This window comes from Streptomyces sp. NPDC012466 (genome assembly GCF_042955215.1).
Lineage (GTDB): Bacteria > Actinomycetota > Actinomycetes > Streptomycetales > Streptomycetaceae > Streptomyces.
On record NZ_JBIBEQ010000012.1, the window covers coordinates 24,484 to 42,306 of the forward strand.

General features: G+C 69.9%; 18 protein-coding genes. 8 read left to right on the forward strand and 10 right to left on the reverse strand.

Annotation, left to right across the window (positions count from 1 at the left end; genetic code table 11):
* Positions 1-24: 24 nt before the first annotated feature.
* A complete protein-coding gene (locus ACFY9E_RS34425) occupies positions 25-801 on the forward strand; it encodes an XRE family transcriptional regulator (RefSeq protein ID WP_390990967.1) in 777 nt (258 codons plus the stop codon).
* Here the strand turns inward: ACFY9E_RS34425 and ACFY9E_RS34430 are convergent.
* Positions 798-1,823: an ATP-dependent 6-phosphofructokinase gene (locus ACFY9E_RS34430; RefSeq protein ID WP_390990970.1), complete on the reverse strand. Its 1,026-nt coding sequence runs from the start codon at positions 1,821-1,823 to the stop codon at positions 798-800. The two genes, ACFY9E_RS34425 and ACFY9E_RS34430, sit on opposite strands and share 4 nt — an antisense overlap.
* Before the next feature lie 219 nt (positions 1,824-2,042).
* On the opposite strand from ACFY9E_RS34430, the gene pta reads away from it, so the two are divergent.
* The 3 genes from pta (at position 2,043) to pyk (ending at position 6,858) form a co-directional block, all read left to right on the forward strand.
* Positions 2,043-4,145, forward strand: coding sequence for a phosphate acetyltransferase (pta, locus tag ACFY9E_RS34435; RefSeq protein ID WP_390990972.1), 2,103 nt, complete (start codon positions 2,043-2,045; stop codon positions 4,143-4,145).
* Positions 4,142-5,356 carry an acetate/propionate family kinase gene (locus ACFY9E_RS34440; protein ID WP_390990975.1) on the forward strand — a complete coding sequence of 405 codons (1,215 nt, stop codon included), beginning with the start codon at positions 4,142-4,144 and terminating at the stop codon, positions 5,354-5,356. Before pta ends, ACFY9E_RS34440 begins: the two co-directional genes overlap by 4 nt.
* Positions 5,357-5,430: 74 nt before the next feature.
* A complete protein-coding gene (gene pyk / locus ACFY9E_RS34445) occupies positions 5,431-6,858 on the forward strand; it encodes a pyruvate kinase (protein WP_390990978.1) in 1,428 nt (475 codons plus the stop codon).
* 107 nt (positions 6,859-6,965) lie between these two features.
* On the opposite strand, the gene ACFY9E_RS34450 is transcribed toward pyk, so the two are convergent.
* The 4 genes from ACFY9E_RS34450 to ACFY9E_RS34465 form a co-directional block, all read right to left on the reverse strand.
* Positions 6,966-8,345 (reverse strand): hypothetical protein, encoded by a 1,380-nt coding sequence (locus ACFY9E_RS34450; RefSeq protein WP_390990981.1) that lies wholly within the window; start codon positions 8,343-8,345, stop codon positions 6,966-6,968.
* Entirely contained in the window at positions 8,335-8,898 is a 564-nt protein-coding gene (locus ACFY9E_RS34455) for a DUF6114 domain-containing protein (RefSeq protein WP_390990983.1), read from the reverse strand. The genes ACFY9E_RS34450 and ACFY9E_RS34455 overlap by 11 nt, the downstream gene beginning before the upstream one ends.
* Before the next feature lie 118 nt (positions 8,899-9,016).
* Positions 9,017-9,649 carry a DUF6230 family protein gene (locus ACFY9E_RS34460; protein ID WP_189592944.1) on the reverse strand — a complete coding sequence of 211 codons (633 nt, stop codon included), beginning with the start codon at positions 9,647-9,649 and terminating at the stop codon, positions 9,017-9,019.
* Positions 9,650-10,272: 623 nt separating this feature from the next.
* On the reverse strand, positions 10,273-11,247 hold the full coding sequence (locus ACFY9E_RS34465) for a tetratricopeptide repeat protein (RefSeq protein ID WP_390990985.1): 975 nt from the start codon (positions 11,245-11,247) through the stop codon (positions 10,273-10,275).
* A gap of 237 nt (positions 11,248-11,484) precedes the next feature.
* Here ACFY9E_RS34465 and ACFY9E_RS34470 point away from each other — a divergent pair, with 237 nt between their 5' ends.
* Complete coding sequence (locus ACFY9E_RS34470; protein WP_390990987.1) at positions 11,485-12,096, forward strand: TetR/AcrR family transcriptional regulator C-terminal ligand-binding domain-containing protein; 612 nt, start codon at positions 11,485-11,487, stop codon at positions 12,094-12,096.
* Between the two features lie 38 nt (positions 12,097-12,134).
* Here ACFY9E_RS34470 and ACFY9E_RS34475 read toward each other — a convergent pair whose 3' ends face one another.
* The 5 genes from ACFY9E_RS34475 to ACFY9E_RS34495 all read right to left on the reverse strand — a co-directional run bounded on the left by ACFY9E_RS34475 (position 12,135) and on the right by ACFY9E_RS34495 (position 15,568).
* Entirely contained in the window at positions 12,135-13,835 is a 1,701-nt protein-coding gene (locus ACFY9E_RS34475) for a methylmalonyl-CoA mutase family protein (protein ID WP_390990990.1), read from the reverse strand.
* Positions 13,836-13,947: 112 nt separating this feature from the next.
* On the reverse strand, positions 13,948-14,286 hold the full coding sequence (locus tag ACFY9E_RS34480) for a DUF3817 domain-containing protein (protein ID WP_030854329.1): 339 nt from the start codon (positions 14,284-14,286) through the stop codon (positions 13,948-13,950).
* Between the two features lie 43 nt (positions 14,287-14,329).
* A complete protein-coding gene (locus ACFY9E_RS34485; RefSeq protein ID WP_390990993.1) occupies positions 14,330-14,839 on the reverse strand; it encodes a MarR family transcriptional regulator in 510 nt (169 codons plus the stop codon).
* A 94-nt stretch (positions 14,840-14,933) separates the two neighbouring features.
* The gene (locus ACFY9E_RS34490; protein WP_030854324.1) at positions 14,934-15,227 is read right to left on the reverse strand and encodes an MTH1187 family thiamine-binding protein; all 294 of its coding nucleotides are present in this window, start codon (positions 15,225-15,227) and stop codon (positions 14,934-14,936) included.
* Positions 15,224-15,568 (reverse strand): DUF3817 domain-containing protein, encoded by a 345-nt coding sequence (locus tag ACFY9E_RS34495; protein ID WP_390990996.1) that lies wholly within the window; start codon positions 15,566-15,568, stop codon positions 15,224-15,226. The genes ACFY9E_RS34490 and ACFY9E_RS34495 overlap by 4 nt, the downstream gene beginning before the upstream one ends.
* 169 nt (positions 15,569-15,737) lie before the next feature.
* On the opposite strand from ACFY9E_RS34495, the gene ACFY9E_RS34500 reads away from it, so the two are divergent.
* From ACFY9E_RS34500 to ACFY9E_RS34510, 3 genes are read left to right on the forward strand one after another with little or no spacing between them, the layout of a single operon-like run.
* Positions 15,738-16,370 carry an AIM24 family protein gene (locus tag ACFY9E_RS34500; protein ID WP_031105041.1) on the forward strand — a complete coding sequence of 211 codons (633 nt, stop codon included), beginning with the start codon at positions 15,738-15,740 and terminating at the stop codon, positions 16,368-16,370.
* Complete coding sequence (locus tag ACFY9E_RS34505) at positions 16,370-17,020, forward strand: AIM24 family protein (RefSeq protein WP_390990999.1); 651 nt, start codon at positions 16,370-16,372, stop codon at positions 17,018-17,020. The genes ACFY9E_RS34500 and ACFY9E_RS34505 overlap by 1 nt, the downstream gene beginning before the upstream one ends.
* Positions 17,017-17,817 carry an AIM24 family protein gene (locus tag ACFY9E_RS34510; protein WP_390991002.1) on the forward strand — a complete coding sequence of 267 codons (801 nt, stop codon included), beginning with the start codon at positions 17,017-17,019 and terminating at the stop codon, positions 17,815-17,817. Before ACFY9E_RS34505 ends, ACFY9E_RS34510 begins: the two co-directional genes overlap by 4 nt.
* Positions 17,818-17,823 lie beyond the last annotated feature (6 nt).

The window sequence follows — 17,823 nt, forward strand, 5'->3', positions numbered from 1 at the left end:
TCAGCCCCCTCCCGCCGCCCTAGCTTGTGGGCCGTGCGCCGACCTTCAGCCCGACCGAGCCAGCCTCTACCCCCTCCCCCGCCGCGGTCCGCCCCCGCGGTCCCGCCCTTCAACGCCCCCGCCGCCCGCCGGCTGCGCGCGGCCCTCGGCATGGCACCCGAGCACGTCGCCTACGGCATGCGCGTCTCGTACGGGCATCCCCACATCACCCCCGACGACGTGATGGCCTGGGAACGCGGGGCCGCCGCCCCGACCAACTCCGAACTCACCGCGCTGGCGGGCATGCTGTGGTGCTCGCCCGCCGAACTCATCGGCAGACCGCGCACCCTGCGCGAACACCGCATCGCCCGCTGCCTCGCCCCGGAGGACGTGGCCCGGGCCGTGGGGCACGACGTGCACGCGTATCTGCGCATGGAGGAGACCGACACCTGGCGCGGCACCGACCGCCAGTCCGCCGCCCTGGCCGATCTGCTCGGCCTCGGACTGCCCGACTTCGTCACCGTGACCGGCAGGAACGCCAAGCTCGGTGACCTGCTGCGCAGCGCCGCCACCACCCGCTGGCAGGCCCATGTCCGCCCGGTGGCCAAACTCGTGCCCCTGGACCGGCGGTTCCTGGAGGACGCCCTGCGGGCCCTGCACGAGGACTACCAGGGGCACATGGCCGCCACCCTGAGCTGGGGCGGCGGCAGCGGTGACGCGGGCGGCGCCGGCCAGGACTTCCTGGACCGGATCGTGGAGCACTTCTGGACGAAGCTCCAGGACGGCACCGGCCTGGAGGCCGGCCAGGGGACCGACGTCTAGAAGACCGACTCGGCCTCGTCCATCCGGTCCTTCGGCACCGTCTTCAGCTCGGTCACGGCCTCCGCGAGCGGGACCATCACGATGTCCGTCCCGCGCAGGGCGGTCATCCGGCCGAACCTCCCCTGGTGTGCCGCCTCCACCGCGTGCCAGCCGAACCGCGTGGCGAGCACCCGGTCGTAGGCGGTCGGCACACCACCGCGCTGGATGTGGCCGAGGATGACCGGCTTGGCCTCCTTGCCGAGGCGCCGCTCCAACTCGTGCGCGAGGGCGGTCCCGATGCCCTGGAAGCGCTCGTGGCCGAACTTGTCTATGGCGCCCTTGAGGTAGTCCATGGTGCCTTCGGCGGGGTGGGCGCCCTCGGCGACGCAGATCACGGCGAACTTCTTGCCGCGGGAGAAGCGCTCCTCGACCATCTTCACGAGGTCGGCCGGGTCGAACGGGCGCTCCGGCAGGCAGATCCCGTGCGCGCCGGCGGCCATGCCGGACTCCAGCGCGATCCAGCCCGCGTGCCGGCCCATGACCTCCACCACCATCACCCGCTGGTGGGACTCGGCGGTGGTCTTCAGCCGGTCCATCGCCTCGGTGGCGACCCCCACCGCGGTGTCGAAACCGAAGGTGCGGTCCGTGGAGGAGATGTCGTTGTCGATCGTCTTCGGGACGCCCACGACGGGCAGGCCCGCGTCGCTCAGCATGCGCGCGGCCGTCAGCGTGCCCTCGCCGCCGATCGGGATCAGCGCGTCGATCCCGAACTCGTGGATCATGTCGGAGGCGTTCTCGCACGCCTCCCGGAGCCGGTCGCGCTCCAGCCGGGACGACCCGAGGATGGTGCCGCCGCGGGCCAGGATGCCGCTGACCGCGTTCAGGTCGAGGGAACGGTAGCGGCCGTCGAGCAGGCCCGCGTAGCCGTCCTCGAAGCCGATGACCTCGTCGCCGTAGTTGTCCACCGCCCGGTGCACGACCGACCGGATCACGGCGTTCAGGCCGGGGCAGTCGCCGCCTGCGGTGAGAACTCCGATACGCATCGTGCTGTGTCTCCTGCTCGCTGTTGATACCGGTGAGCCACTGCCGATTGTTTCACGCTCCGCAGCCCGGTGCGGCACCCCGACCTGCCGGGCGCCTTATATAGCCACAGAGGTATTGTCAAGAGGGTTCTGCTCACCTCGGTGGGCGATTTTTGTGCCCCTGGCTGGATAGCAGTGGGCGTGAGGCCTCCCCCACTCGAGACGAAACGGAGAGCGCGCGTGACCCGCAGCGTGTACGTGACCGGCATCGACCGCGGCGACGGACGCCAGGTCGTCGAACTGGGGGTCATGGAGCTCCTCACCCGGCAGGTGGACCGGGTCGGTGTGTTCCGTCCCCTGGTCCACGACGGGCCCGACCGCCTCTTCGAGCTGTTGCGCGCCCGCTACCGGCTCACCCAGGACCCGGCGACCGTCTACGGCATGGACTACCACGAGGCGTCCGCCCTCCAGGCCGAGGCCGGCACCGACGAGCTGGTGTCCACGCTCGTCGACCGCTTCCACCTGGTCGCCCGGGACTACGACGTCGTCCTGGTCCTCGGCACCGACTACGCCGACACCCAGCTCCCGGACGAGCTGTCGCTCAACGCCCGGCTGGCGAACGAGTTCGGCGCGTCCGTGATCCCGGTCGTCGGCGGCCGCAAGCAGCCCGTGGAGTCGGTGCTCGCCGAGACGCGCAACGCCTACCGCGCCTACGCCACCCTGGGCTGCGACGTCCTGGCCATGGTCGCCAACCGGGTGGCCCGCGAGGACCGCGACGAGATCGCCGGCCAGCTCGACTCCCGGCTGCCCGTGCCCTGTTACGTCCTGCCCGACGAGCCCGCGCTGTCCGCGCCGACCGTCTCGCAGATCGGTCACGCCCTGGGCGCCAAGGTGGTGCTCGGCGACGACTCGGGGCTCGCCCGGGACGTGCTCGGCTTCGTCTTCGGCGGCGCGATGCTGCCGAACTTCCTGGGCGCCCTGACCCCGGGCTGCCTCGTCGTCACCCCGGGCGACCGCGCCGACCTGGTCGTCGGCGCGCTCGCCGCGCACAGCGCCGGCACCCCGCCGATCGCGGGCGTGCTGCTCACGCTGGACGAGGTGCCCGGCGACGACATCCTCACCCTCGCCGACCGGCTCGCCCCCGGCACCCCGGTGCTGTCGGTGGCCGGCACCAGCTTCCCCACCGCCGAGCAGCTGTTCTCCCTGGAGGGCAAGCTCAACGCCGCCACCCCGCGCAAGGCGGAGCGGGCCCTCGGCCTGTTCGAGCGGTACGCCGACACCGGCGACCTCGCGCGCCGCGTCTCCGCGCCGAGCAGCGACCGCGTGACGCCGATGATGTTCGAGCACAAGCTGCTGGAGCAGGCCCGCTCCGACCTGCGCCGGGTCGTCCTGCCCGAGGGCACCGAGGAGCGTGTGCTGCACGCGGCAGAGGTGCTGCTGCGCCGGGGCGTGTGCGAGCTGACGCTGCTCGGCCCGGTCGACCAGATCCGCAAGAAGGCCGCCGATCTCGGCATCGATCTCGGCGAGTCCCAGCTGATCGACCCGGCCGCCTCCGATCTGCGCGACGCCTTCGCCGAGAAGTACGCGGCCCTGCGCGCGCACCGGGGCGTCACCGTGGAGCTGGCCTACGACGTGGTCTCCGACGTGAACTACTTCGGCACGCTGATGGTCCAGGAGGGCCTCGCCGACGGCATGGTGTCGGGCTCGGTGCACTCCACGGCCGCGACCATACGGCCGGCCTTCGAGATCATCAAGACCAAGCCGGACGCCGACATCGTCTCGTCCGTGTTCTTCATGTGCCTGGCCGACAAGGTCCTCGTCTACGGTGACTGCGCGGTCAACCCGGACCCGAACGCCCAGCAGCTCGCCGACATCGCCATCCAGTCGGCGACCACGGCCGAGCAGTTCGGCGTGGAGCCACGGATCGCGATGCTGTCGTACTCCACCGGCACCTCCGGCTCCGGCGCCGACGTCGACAAGGTGCGCGAGGCCACCGAACTCGTCCGCTCGCGCCGGCCCGACCTGAAGATCGAGGGCCCGATCCAGTACGACGCCGCCGTGGAGCCGTCGGTCGCGGCGACCAAGCTGCCCGGCTCCGAGGTCGCCGGGCAGGCGAGCGTGCTGATCTTCCCCGACCTGAACACCGGCAACAACACCTACAAGGCCGTGCAGCGCTCGGCCGGCGCGATCGCCGTCGGCCCGGTGCTCCAGGGTCTGCGCAAGCCGGTCAACGACCTGTCCCGGGGCGCCCTCGTCCAGGACATCGTCAACACCGTCGCCATCACGGCGATCCAGGCCCAGACCCCCGCCCCGTCCCCGAGCGAGAAGGCGACCGCCCAGTGAGCCCCACCCGTGTCCTCGTCCTGAACTCCGGTTCCTCGTCGGTGAAGTACCAGTTGCTCGACATGCGCGACAGCAGCCGGCTGGCGGTGGGCCTGGTCGAGCGCATCGGCGAGCAGACCTCCCGGCTGAAGCACACCCCGGCCGGCGGTGAGAGCCGGGAGCGCGGCGGTGCGATCGCCGACCACGACGCCGCTCTGAAGGCCGTCGCCGAGGAGCTCGCCAAGGACGGCCTCGGCCTGGACTCGCCCGAACTGGCCGCGATCGGGCACCGGGTGGTGCACGGCGGCAAGGCCTTCACCGAGCCGACCGTCGTCGACGACGCGGTGCTCGCCGAGATCGAGCGGCTGATCCCGGTGGCCCCGCTGCACAACCCGGCCAATCTCACCGGCATCCGCACGGCCCAGGTGCTGCGGCCCGACCTGCCGCAGGTCGCCGTCTTCGACACCGCGTTCCACACGACCATGCCGGAGTCGGCCGCCCGCTACGCGATCGACGTGAAGACCGCCGACGAGCACCGCGTGCGGCGCTACGGCTTCCACGGCACCTCGCACGCCTACGTCTCCCGGGCCACCGCCGAGCTGCTGGGCAAGGACCCGTCCGAGACGAACGTGATCGTGCTGCACCTGGGCAACGGGGCGTCGGCCTCGGCCGTGCGGGGCGGCCGGTGCGTGGACACCTCCATGGGCCTGACGCCTTTGGAGGGGCTCGTGATGGGTACGCGCTCCGGAGACATGGACCCGGCCGTCATCTTCCATTTGATGCGCGTTGGTGGAATGTCCGCCGACGAGATCGACACTCTTCTCAACAAGAAGAGCGGTCTGATCGGTCTGTGCGGTGACAACGACATGAGGGAGATCCGCCGCCGCGTCGACGAGGGCGACGAGCAGGCGGAGCTGGCGTTCGACATCTACATTCACCGGCTGAAGAAGTACATCGGCGCCTATTACGCCGTACTCGGGCGCGTGGACGCGGTCGCCTTCACCGCCGGTGTCGGTGAGAACGCGGCTCCCGTGCGGTCGGCCGCCCTGGCGGGCCTCGAGGAGCTGGGCCTGGCGGTGGACGGCGAGCGCAACGCCGTGCGCGGCGACGAGGCACGGCTGATCTCGCCCGAGGGCGCCCGGGTCGCCGTGGCGGTGGTGCCCACTGACGAGGAATTGGAGATCGCGACACAGACCTACGCGCTGGTAATTGGTTCGGGGAATCACACCTGAGCGGCAACCCGCCCTTTTGTATTTTCCGCCAGACGGAATATTCCGTTGCGAAACAAACCGATAGGATCGCCCCCATGCGCCGTTCGAAAATCGTCTGTACTCTCGGCCCCGCGGTCGACTCCCACGATCAGCTTGTCGCGTTGATCGAAGCCGGCATGAACGTGGCCCGCTTCAACTTCAGCCACGGCTCGCACGCCGAGCACCAGGGCCGGTACGACCGGGTCCGTGCCGCCGCCAAGGAGACCGGCCGGGCCATCGGTGTCCTCGCCGACCTCCAGGGCCCGAAGATCCGTCTGGAGACCTTCGCCGAGGGTCCCGTGGAGCTGGTGCGCGGTGACGAGTTCACCATCACCACCGAGGACGTCCCCGGCGACAAGACGATCTGCGGGACGACCTACAAGGGCCTGCCCGGAGATGTCACCAAGGGCGACCAGGTCCTCATCAACGACGGCAACGTCGAGCTGAAGGTCACCGAGGTCGAGGGCCCCAAGGTGAAGACGATCGTCATCGAGGGCGGCGTCATCTCCGACCACAAGGGGATCAACCTGCCCGGTGCGGCCGTCAACGTGCCCGCCCTGTCCGAGAAGGACGTGGACGACCTCCGCTTCGCCCTCCGCATGGGCTGCGACCTGGTCGCGCTGTCCTTCGTCCGCGACGCCAAGGACGTCCAGGACGTGCACCGCATCATGGACGAGGAGGGCCGCCGCGTCCCGGTCATCGCCAAGGTGGAGAAGCCGCAGGCGGTGCAGAACATGGAGGACGTCGTGATGGCGTTCGACGGTGTGATGGTCGCCCGCGGTGACCTGGCCGTCGAGTACCCGCTCGAGAAGGTCCCCATGGTGCAGAAGCGCCTGATCGAGCTGTGCCGGCGCAACGCCAAGCCGGTGATCGTGGCGACCCAGATGATGGAGTCCATGATCACCAACTCCCGTCCGACCCGCGCCGAGGCCTCGGACGTGGCCAACGCGATCCTGGACGGCGCCGACGCGGTCATGCTGTCCGCCGAGTCGAGCGTGGGCGCGTACCCGATCGAGACCGTCAAGACGATGTCGAAGATCGTCGCCGCGGCCGAGCAGGAGCTGATGTCCAAGGGCCTGCAGCCGCTGGTGCCGGGCAAGAAGCCCCGCACGCAGGGCGGTTCGGTGGCCCGGGCCGCGTGCGAGATCGCCGACTTCCTCGGCGGCCGGGGCCTGGTGGCCTTCACGCAGTCCGGCGACACCGCCCGCCGGCTCTCGCGCTACCGCGCGGTCCAGCCGATCATCGCCTTCACCACCGACGAGGGCACCCGCAACCAGATGGCGCTGAGCTGGGGCGTGGAGCCGCACGTGGTGCCGTTCGTGAACAGCACCGATGAGATGGTCGACCTGGTGGAGCAGGAGCTGGTGAAGCTGAACCGCTTCAACGACGGCGACATCGTGGTCATCACCGCCGGTTCGCCCCCCGGCGTGCCCGGCACCACCAACATGGTGCGGGTCCACCACTTGGGCGAGGCCAAGGGCTGATCCCGCAGGAGGCCGTGAAGGCCCGTGCACGGCGCCGAGGGCGCCCCCTGGTATTCCAGGGGGCGCCCCTCGGTGTGTGCGGCTCCCGAACAGGCTCTGAGGGGCGCTCAGCCGGTGATGAAGTTGTGCAGCCCCGGCACGTGCAGGGTCCCGCCGAACTGGCCCGCCTGCTGGACCTTCACGTTGGTGAAGTAGATCAGCGGGATGTTCAGCGGCGGCGGGTGCTCCGGGTCGAACGTGATCGGGATCAGCCCGAGCAGGTTGCCGGAGATGCTCTCCGTGTACATCACGGTGTCGCCACCGGTGATCGTGGACGTCGAGCCCTTGGCGGCCTGCACGTGGTAGGTCTTGCCGGACTGCTTGTCCTGGACGGTCTGGTGCAGGTCGCCGATGTCGGTGCCGCCGGAGATGACGTACTTCAGCACCTTCTTGACGGTGCCGTTGGCGGTCCGCACCTCGACGATGCCCTTGTAGTCGGCGCCCTTCAGCGTCAGAGAGCTGGCGTTGAGGAACCACGGGTCGTCGGGCAGCGGCACCTTGTTGTCGACGCCACCCTCGGCGTCGGTGGCGGCGGGGCAGTCGTCGGCGTCCGTGGTGGCGCTCGGGGAGGGGCTGGGCGAGGCGGTGGCCTCCGCGGCCTTCTCCGCCGTCTCCTCGGCCGCCTTCTCGACGGCCTTGGTGGTGTCCTCCACCGTCTTGCCGGTGTCCTTCACCGTCTCGGACGCCTTGCCGGTGGTGTCCTTGACGGTGTCCTCGACCGTGCCGGTGGCCTTCTCGGCCGTGTCCTCGCCGGCGCCGGAGGTGTCCTCGGCCGGCTTCTCGGTGCTCTGCGACGCCGAGGCGGACGGGGTCGGGCCGGGGCTCGCCTCGCCCTTGTCGCCGCCGTCGAAGATGCCGCCGATCGCGTCGCCGATGTCCTCCAGCAGGTTGCCGCCGCTCTCGGACGGCGAGGGGGACGGAGTCGCGGCCGCGTCGTCGCCGCCCGTGGCGGGCGCGCTCGTGGACGGGCTCGGCTTCGGCTCGGCCTTGTCGTCGGAACCTGAATCCGACGAAGAGGAACCGCCGTTGCCGGCGTCCGTGCCACCCGAGGGGGACGGCTCCGGGGCGGTGCCGCCCTGGTCGTCCTTCTCGTCCGTCGTGCCGTCGCTCGCCGAGGGGGACGGCGTGGGCGAGGCGGATTCCTTGTCGGAGTCCTTGTCGGATTCCTTGCCGGAGTCCTCCAGGGCCGCCACACAGTCCTTGTACTCGTCGGCCGTCAGGCTCTTCGCCGTGGGCGCCGAAGGGTTGTTGCTGTCGGCGATGGCGAGCGTCGACGTGAAGCCCATCCCCATGAGCACCGCCGTCGGCATGGCCGCCATGGCTATCGCCTTGCCGGCCGGCCTGTTGAACCTGGTGAACAGCGGCTTCTTGGGTGCCGCGTGGCGCGGCCCGGTTCTCACACGGGACGTCTCCACATCAACCCCGTGGGTCACCTCGTCAGCCGGCACTGTGCCTCCCGTTCGCCCCGTTGGCCGGGTTCGTTCCTGACAGATCGTTCGGCTCGCCCACCCCGTCCAGGGGGTGCAGCACCGTGGTGTCGTGGCCCTTGGCGCCGGGAGCCTCGCCCGTGCCCGTGCTGGCCATGACGGCGGGCTGCCCCGCGGGTGGCGCGCCCGGCGCCCAGGCCACGGCCATCGCCCCGCCCACGAGAGCGAGGAGGAAGCCGACGAGGAAGCCGCCGAGATTCGACACGGGGATGGACACCAGCGCCAGCAGGATCGCCGCGACTCCCGCGAAGACGCGGACGTGCTTCTGGAACCAGAGGCTCACGCCCAGTACGACGAGCAGCACGCCGATGATCAGGGACCCGGCACCCGCGGTGGTCGCCATCGCCAGCGTCAGGTGACCGATCTGGAGGTTCGCGTACGGGAAGTAGGCGATGGGCAGTCCACTGAGGAGGACCAACAGCCCGGCCCAGAACGGCCGCTCACCCCGCCAGGCGCGGAACTGCTGCCTTCGGACGGTGAACTGGCCGGTGGCGGCAGGAGTCTCGGCGCTCATGGAAAAACAGCTCCCTGGTACAGCGTTGCTGTGGTGGTGATGTGGGCCCCGCGTGAAGGCGCGGCCGGAAGGTGGACGGGCGGGGGCGCCACCGGCTCCCCCGCCCGTCATCGAGTGCTTAGTAGCACTCCTTGACACCCGTCGACAGCGACATCTTCAGGCCGCTGAGCTTGAAGGTTCCGGCGGTGGTGGCCCACGCCGTCTGCTTCACGTCGGTCAGGGTCGCCTTGTCCGCCTGCTGGGCGAAGCCGTACGGGTTGGACGTCTCGCCCTTCCGCATGGCCGGACCCTTGGTGGCGTCCTTGGCGGCCACACCGATGTCGATGTTCTCGAACGTCGCATCGGCGCTCAGGTCGGCGACGTCGATGTAGAGGTTCTGCGCCTCGACCGGCTTCGCCCCCTGTCCCGCACGCAGGATCAGGCTGACGTTCCCGAGCACCGGAATGTTCGGGGTGACGACCGACTGGCACAGGTTCTTGATCGTCGCCTGCTTGAACGACGAGACGGCGACCGGGTGAACGGCCTTCTTGCCGTCCATCGTGTATCCCTCATCGAGGGCGCCGTACTGCGAGAAGCCCGTACCGACGAGCTGGTCGGTCGTGACCTTGAACGACTGCCCGGAGACACTGAACGACGCGGCGAGAGCGCCCTGCGCGAGGGCGACACCTATCGCAGCCGTGGCGGCGACGCTGGGCACCATGACCACAGCGAACCGCTTCCATCTGGTCCCGCCACGCACCTGGGACTCCATATTTCCTCCTTCTCGGACGTACATCTCCTGTCCTGACCAGCCTCGATTCGAGGCTCAGCCGGGCAGGGATGGGAGAAGTGCTACGTCCTCGGGAAGGAGAGCGCCTGCACTCGGCGGCGCAACTGCGCCCGAATCACCGGCGATCACCCCCGAGCGACACAACCACTGGTCGCGCCTGACACGCATCACGCACAACCCTGCTGGACAGGCTTCACCGGAAGGGCGAAGACCCCCCTGTCCAAGAGCCGGCGCCACTGCCGCCGGCTCTGCTCGGTGGGGACCCAGGACGTCCCGCGACCCAACCGGCTGCCGGGGTACGGGATTGGACCGAGCGTGGCCGATCGTGGTGCATTCTCGCCGCCCGCACAAGGGGGTTCGTTACTCGCTAGTAACGGCCGGATAACCGAACAACGACCCATCGGTCTCGGTCGGCGACACAGGGTGGTGCCGAACGGCAGTACAAAGCTGTTGATCGATGGACAGAATCCGACAGATCAACGCCCGTGACTTACTCGTAGTAACAGCGGCCGCGATTACCAAGATTTGGTAAAGCGCGGCCGCAGTGACCCTCTGTGGGCAAACTTTTCACGCGGGCATCACATGCCCGCGCGTTTAACGACTGGTCAGAACAGGGCGCGGGCCAGCGCCCTGCGCGCCGCGATCACGCGGGGATCGTCGGGCCCGACGACCTCGAACAGCTCCACCAGCCGCATCCGTACGGTGTCCCGGTCGTCACCCACCGTGCGCTGCACGGTCTCGATGAGCCGGCCGAACGCGTCCTCGACATGGCCGCCCACCAGATCCAGGTCGGCGGCGGCGATCTGCGCCTGCACATCGGCCGGCTTGTCGGCCGCGTCCCGGCGCACCTGCTGCGGGTCGACGCCCTGCACCCGCTGGAGCAACTCGGCCTGCGCCAGACCCAGTTTGGCCTCCTCGTTGCCCGGGTCCTCGGTCAGCACGTTCTTGTACGCCTGGACGGCACCGGGCAGGTCGCCCGAGTCGAGCGCCTGCACGGCGGCCTCGAGGAGCCCGTCGTGCGGACCGGCCGGACGCTCGGGGGCCGACGGGGCGCCGCCCGGCTCGGCCTCGGGGTCGACGGTGAGACCGGTCAGGCCGAAGCGCTGTTCGCCGACCTGCACCAGCTGGTCGAGGGTCTGGCGGATCTGCGCCTCGCCCGCCGCCCCCTGGAAGAGCGGCAGCGCCTGCCCCGCGACGACCGCGAACACCGCGGGGATTCCCTGGATGCCGAACTGCTGCATCAGCATCTGGTTGGCGTCGACGTCGATCTTGGCGAGCAGAATGCGGCCGTTGTACTCGACGGCCAGCCGCTCCAGCAAAGGGCTGAGCTGCTTGCAGGGCTCACACCACTCGGCCCAGAAGTCGATGACGACCGGCACCTCGGCGGAACGCTGCAGGACGTCCCGCTCGAACCCCGCCTCATCGACGTCGATGACGAGATCGGCCGGGGAGATCGCCCCCGTCCCGCCCTCCCGGGCTGCTTGTGCGCGCGCCTGCTCCGCCTTCGCCTTGGCCTCCTGGGCCGCCTTCACCGCGGCGAGGTCGACGACTCCGCTCATGGACATGTTCCGTGGCTGCATGCGTCTATCCTCCCCCGTACTGCGCGCGCGTGTGAAAAACGGTGTGAAAGCCAGGCCGGTCGGGTGCCTTTTCGGCGCCGGGTCCCCACCCCACGCCGGTGTGCCGAGGCCCGTGTACGTCCCTCACGGGCTTTCGCTACGAGTCGTAGCGTAATGCCACTCCGCACGCCCGGGACACCACCCCCCGGTGATCTCCCTCTCACGGCCACGCAGGAACCGCCGGTTTATGGTCAGCAGATGCAGAGCCGCAGCCCAGCCAGCCGCACGGGGCGTCCGCGCAGCGCCACGGCGGACGCCGCGATCCTGGCCGCGACCCGCGAGGCTCTCGTGGAACTGGGCTGGTCCAAACTCACCCTGGGAGACGTCGCGACGCGCGCCGGGGTTGCGAAAACCACGCTCTACCGTCGCTGGGCGGGCAAGAACGAACTGGTCGTCGACGCGGTGGCGGAACTCTTCGACGAGCTGGAGCTTCCCGACTGCGGCTCCCTGGCCGCCGACATCGAGGGCGTGGTCCTCCAGTTCGCCGCGATCCTGGCTCTCCCGGAGGCGAAGAGCGGCCTGATGGCGGTGGTGGCGGAGGCCACCCGCGACGAGGCCCTGCGCGAACGCATCCGGGCCTCGGTCGTCGACCGCCAGAAGCGCCTGGTCCTGGAGGGCCGCGCGCGGGCCCAGGAACGGGGCGAGCTCCCGCCGGAGCCGGACCCCGCGTCGGCCGCCCGCACGGTGGACCTGATCTTCGACATGGTGGCGGGAGCGGTGGTCCACCGCACCCTGGTGAGCGCGGAACCGGCGGACGAGGAATGGGTCCGCGGCTTCACCAGGGTGCTGTTGCGGGGGCTGGGGAACTAGGGCCTATCGTTCGGACGGCCCTGAGCCGGAACCCGGTGTCAGAACCCGGCGGGCTCGGTGTAGACCCCCCACTCGTCCCGCAGCACTCCGCAGATCTCCCCGAGCGTGGCCTCCGCGCGCACCGCGTCCAGCATCGGCTCGATCATGTTGGCGCCGCTGCGGGCGGCGGCCAGCATGGCCTCCAGGGCGGTGCGCACCGCGGCCTCGTCACGGGCCGCCTTCCGCCCGCCCAGCGCCCGGACCTGCTCGCGCTCCACCTCGTGGCTGACCCGCAGGATCTCCAGATCCCCGGTCACCGACCCGGTGTGGCAGTTGACGCCGACGACCCTCTTGTCGCCCTTCTCCAGCGCCTGCTGGTACCGGAACGCCGACTCGGCGATCTCTCCGGTGAACCAGCCGTCCTCGATCCCGCGCAGGATGCCGGAGGTGATCGGGCCGATGGGGTGCTTCCCGTCGGGGTGCGCCCGCAGTCCGCGCTCCTTGATCTGCTCGAAGATCTTCTCCGCGTCCGCCTCGATGCGGTCGGTCAGCTGCTCGACGTACCAGGAACCGCCCAGCGGGTCGGCCACGTTGGCCACCCCGGTCTCCTCCATCAGCACCTGCTGGGTGCGCAGCGCGATCTCCGCCGCCTGCTCGCTCGGCAGGGCGAGGGTCTCGTCGAGCGCGTTGGTGTGCAGCGAGTTCGTCCCGCCGAGCACGGCCGCCAGCGCCTCCACCGCCGTCCGTACGACGTTGTTGTACGGCTGCTGCGCGGTGAGGGAGACGCCCGCGGTCTGCGTGTGGAAGCGGAGCCACTGCGCCTTCTCGGACGTGGCCCCGTAGACGTCCCGCATCCAGCGGGCCCAGATCCGCCGGGCCGCGCGGAACTTGGCGATCTCCTCGAAGAAGTCGACGTGCGCGTCGAAGAAGAAGGACAGGCCGGGGGCGAAGACGTCCACGTCCAGCCCGCGCGAGAGGCCCAGCTCGACGTACCCGAAGCCGTCCGCCAGCGTGTACGCCAGCTCCTGCGCGGCCGTCGACCCGGCCTCGCGGATGTGGTAGCCGGAGACGGACAGCGGCTTGTAGGCGGGGATGCCGGCCGCGCAGTGCTCCATCAGGTCGCCGATGAGCCGCAGATGCGGCTCGGGCTGGAAGAGCCACTCCTTCTGGGCGATGTACTCCTTGAAGATGTCCGTCTGGAGCGTGCCGTTGAGGACGGACGGGTCGACGCCCTGCCGTTCGGCGGCGACCAGGTACATGCAGAAGACGGGGACGGCGGGGCCGCTGATGGTCATCGACGTCGTGACGTCGCCCAGCGGGATGTCCTTGAACAGGACCTCCATGTCGGCCGCCGAGTCGATGGCGACACCGCAGTGCCCGACCTCGCCCAGCGAGCGCGGGTCGTCGGAGTCACGGCCCATGAGCGTCGGCATGTCGAAGGCGACCGAGAGCCCGCCTCCGCCGTTGCGGAGGATCATTTTGTAGCGCTCGTTGGTCTGCTCGGCGTTGCCGAACCCGGCGAACTGCCGGATGGTCCACGTCCGCCCTCGGTAACCGGTCGCGTACAGGCCGCGGGTGTAGGGGTACTCGCCCGGCCAGCCGATCCGGTCGAACCCGTCGTAGGTGTCACCGGGCCGCGGCCCGTACACCGGCTCCACGGGGTCGCCGGAGAGCGTGGTGAAGTCGGCCTCGCGCTTGCGTGCGGCGTCGTACCGGGCCTGCCAGCGGCGGCGGCCCTCCTCGATGGCGTCAGCGTCCATACCCTCGAATTTACTTGGACGTCCTAGTAAATGTCGATGGCTGACGGGAGTGACCTGGCGAACGGGTGAGAACGACCGCCGCACGCGCGCGTGCGGCGGCCCCGGAACGCGCCTAGGCCTTGACGGGCGCGGGCGCGTCCTCGGCGAGCCTGCCCTCCAGCTCGTGGCTGATCCTGCGCTCGACGAAGAACGCGGCCGTGGGGATCGTGCCGGCCAGCAGCACCCACAGCTGCTTCTTGACCGGCCACTTCGCCTTGGAGCCGAGGTCGAAGGCGAAGATCAGGTACACGACGTACAACCAGCCGTGCGCGATGCTGACCACCTGGGTGAAATCAGCCGCGCCGCCCAGATCCAGGACGTACTTGCCGACCATGCCGAGGGTCAGCGCGACGAGCAGGACACCGGTGACGTAGGCCATGACCCGATAGCGGGTCAGCACGCTCTTCTTCATGCCGTCGAGCGTAACGACCCGTTCCGGGAGATCTTGCCCCGGGTCACTCCTCCTCGAAGTCGCCCGCCGAGACGCGCAGCGGCCGCAGCATCGCGAAGATCTCCGCGCATTCCTCGGCGTCGTACACCCCGAGTCCGAAGTCCATCGCCATCAGGTCCCGGGTGGCCGCCTCGACGACCTCGCGGCCCTTGTCGGTGATGCTGGCGAGGGTGCCGCGGCCGTCGTTCGGGTTGGGCCGCTTGGCGACCAGACCCGATCTGACCAGCCGGTCCACGGTGTTCGTCACGGAGGTGGGGTGCACCATGAGCCGCTCACCGATCTTGGACATCGGCAGCTCGCCGGACTTGGAGAAGGTGAGCAGCACCAGCGCCTCGTAGCGCGCGAACGTCAGCCCGTACGGCCTGACCACGGCGTCGACCTCGGCGAGGAGGATCTGCTGGGCGCGCATGATCGAGGTGATCGCGGCCATGGACGGCACGTTTCCCCAGCGCTGCTTCCAGCGTTCGTCGGCGCGCGCGATCGGATCGAAGGAGAGACTGAGCGGCTTCGGCACGAACCCGACCTTACCGGCCGGTCACATGGTGGTCAGCCCTGTCTCGCCCTTCGGGCGCGCGGCGGGTCCTCGTCGCCGGCACCGCTCCGGGGGCCTACTCGGCGAGGTGCCGCTCCACCGTCTCCACCTTGGACGTGAGGCCGTCCGTCACGCCGGGGCGGATGTCCGCCTTGAGGACCAGGGAGACCCGGGGCGCACGCCGCTCGACCGCGGCGACCGCGCGACGGACGACGTCCATGACCTCGTCCCACTCTCCTTCCACGGAGGTGAACATCGCGTCGGTCCGGTTCGGCAGCCCCGACTCGCGCACCACCCGCACGGCGTCGGCGACGTACTCCCCCACGTCCTCGCCGACCCCGAGCGGCGTCACGGAAAAGGCGACGATCACGCGCCCACCACGCCTTCCTTGCGGGCGCGGGACGCGATGACCGCGTCGTCGGCCTCACGCCGCAGCCTGCGCTCGGCGAAGAACCCGCCGGCGGGCAGCACCGAGAGGACGAAGTACAGCGCGGCGGTCTTCAGCGACCACTTCGCGCGGTTCCACGCGTCGGCCCAGAAGATCACGTACAGGACGAACAGCACCCCGTGCACCATGCCCATCACCGGCACGGCGTTGAAGTCCGTGGTCCGCTTCAGTACCGAGCAGACCAGCAGGAGGAGGAACGAGATCGCCTCCGGGGCCGAGACCAGGCGGAGGCGGCGGATGGCGGTGGCGGTCTTGAGGTCCACGGGTCACCTTCGGTGGGAGAGAAACGGTTTGTGAACGCACGCACAAGCGTCCCGCCCATTGTGGCAAACCACCGGGGACCCCCGGTCCCTAGGGGTGCGCTCAGGGACGTTCTCCACCCATGGGCCCTGTCCGCGGGCCCCGGCCTGCGGTTACCTTCCAGTCGTGGCGATGTTCCGACTTCAGAGCAGCAAGGTGCTCGCCGTCGACATGACCGGGGATGCCGTGAAGGCGAAGAACGGCTCGATGGTCGCGTACGACGGGGAGATGGCCTTCAAGAAGCTCAGCGGCGGCGGTGAGGGCATCCGGGGCATGGTGACCCGGCGGCTGACCGGTGAGCAGATGACGTTGATGGAGGTGAAAGGGCGCGGGACCTGCTGGTTCGCGGACCGCGCCTCCGAGATCAACCTGGTCAGCATCCAGGGCGACAAGCTCTACGTCGAGTCGAGCAACCTGCTCGCGACCGACGGCGGGCTGCGCACGGGCACGGAGTTCACCGGCCTGCGCGGCGCCTCGCAGGGCAACGGGCTGTTCACGACGACCGTCGAGGGCCACGGCCAGGCGGCGATCATGTCGGACGGCCCGGCCGTGGTGCTGCGGGTGAGCGCGCAGTACCCGCTGACCGTCGACCCGGGGGCGTACGTGGCGCACCAGGGGAACCTGCGGCAGTCCTTCCAGTCCGGTGTGACGTTCCGCACGCTGCTCGGGGAGGGCGGCGGCGAGGCCTTCCAGATGCGGTTCGAGGGGGACGGTCTGGTGTACGTGCAGCCGAGCGAGCGGAACACGATCGCGGGAGACGTGTGATGGCCTTCCGGGAGATCAACGCGAAGATGGTCGAGGCGACGGTCGCGCCGGGGCAGCGGCTGTTCAGCCAGCGCGGCGCGATGCTCGCCTACAAGGGCGAGGTGTCCTTCACGCCCAACATGGCGGGCGGCCAGGGCGGGATCATGTCGATGATCGGCCGCCGTGTCGCCGACGAGGACACCCCCCTGATGACCGTCGAGGGCAGTGGCACGGTCCTCTTCGGGCACGGCGGGCACCACATCCAGGTGATCCGGCTCACCGGCGACACGCTCTACGTGGAGGCGGACCGCCTCCTGGCCTTCGAGGGCTCGCTCCAGCAGGGCACGATGTTCCTCGGCTCGCAGGGCGGCGTCATGGGCATGGTGCGCGGCCAGGTCAGCGGCCAGGGGCTCTTCACGACGACGCTGAAGGGGCACGGGGCCGTCGCGGTGATGGCCCACGGCGGCGTCATCGAGATCCCGATCAGCCCGCAGCGGCCGGTCCATGTGGACCCGCAGGCCTACGTCGCCCACCACGGCGACGTCCGCAACAAGCTGTCCACGGCCCTGGGCTGGCGGGACATGGTGGGCCGCGGCTCGGGCGAGGCGTTCCAGCTGGAGCTCAGCGGCAGCGGTGCGGTGTACGTCCAGGCGTCGGAGGAGAAGCTGTGAGCACGTACGGAAGCCCCGGCGCCGGCCCCGTGGTCTTCGACCCGGCGACGCTGCCGCCCGACGACAACGTCAACGCGTACACCTTCTGCGTGGAGCTCAAGGGGAGCCAGTGGTTCCTGCAGAAGGGGAAGATGATCGCCTACTACGGCTCGATCGACTTCAACGGTGTCGGACACGGCCGGCTGGACCGTCTCGTCCGCACATCCTTCCATTCGCCACTGCACGCGAGCGACTGGGTCGTGGCGGAGGGCTCGGGCAAGATGCTCCTCGCCGACCGGGCCTTCGACGTCAATTCGTACGACCTCGAAGAGGGCAACCTGACCATTCGCTCGGGCAACCTCCTCGCTTTTCAGCCAACTCTGTCACTGAAGCAATCAATCGTGCCGGGTTTTCTGACCCTCATCGGAACCGGAAAGTTCGTGGCCGCGTCGAACGGCCCGGTGGTGTTCATGGAACCCCCGATCCGGGTCGACCCCCAGGCCCTGGTCGGGTGGGCCGACTGCCCCTCCCCGTGCCACCACTACGACCACGGGTACATGACCGGCGTCATGGGCGGTCTACGTGCACTGACGGGCCTCGGCGGGGCCTCCGGCGAGGAGCACCAGTTCGAGTTCGTCGGCGCCGGGACGGTGCTGCTCCAGTCGTCGGAGACCCTGATGGCCGAGCACGCCACAGGGTCCGTTCCGCACCAGGCGGGCGTGCCCGGCGGCGGGGCGCACAGCCCTCAGGCCGGGCAGTCCGGAGTACCGCGTCTTCCCGGACAGCTGGGGGACCTCCAGCGTCGCTTCGGGCTGTGAGCGGTA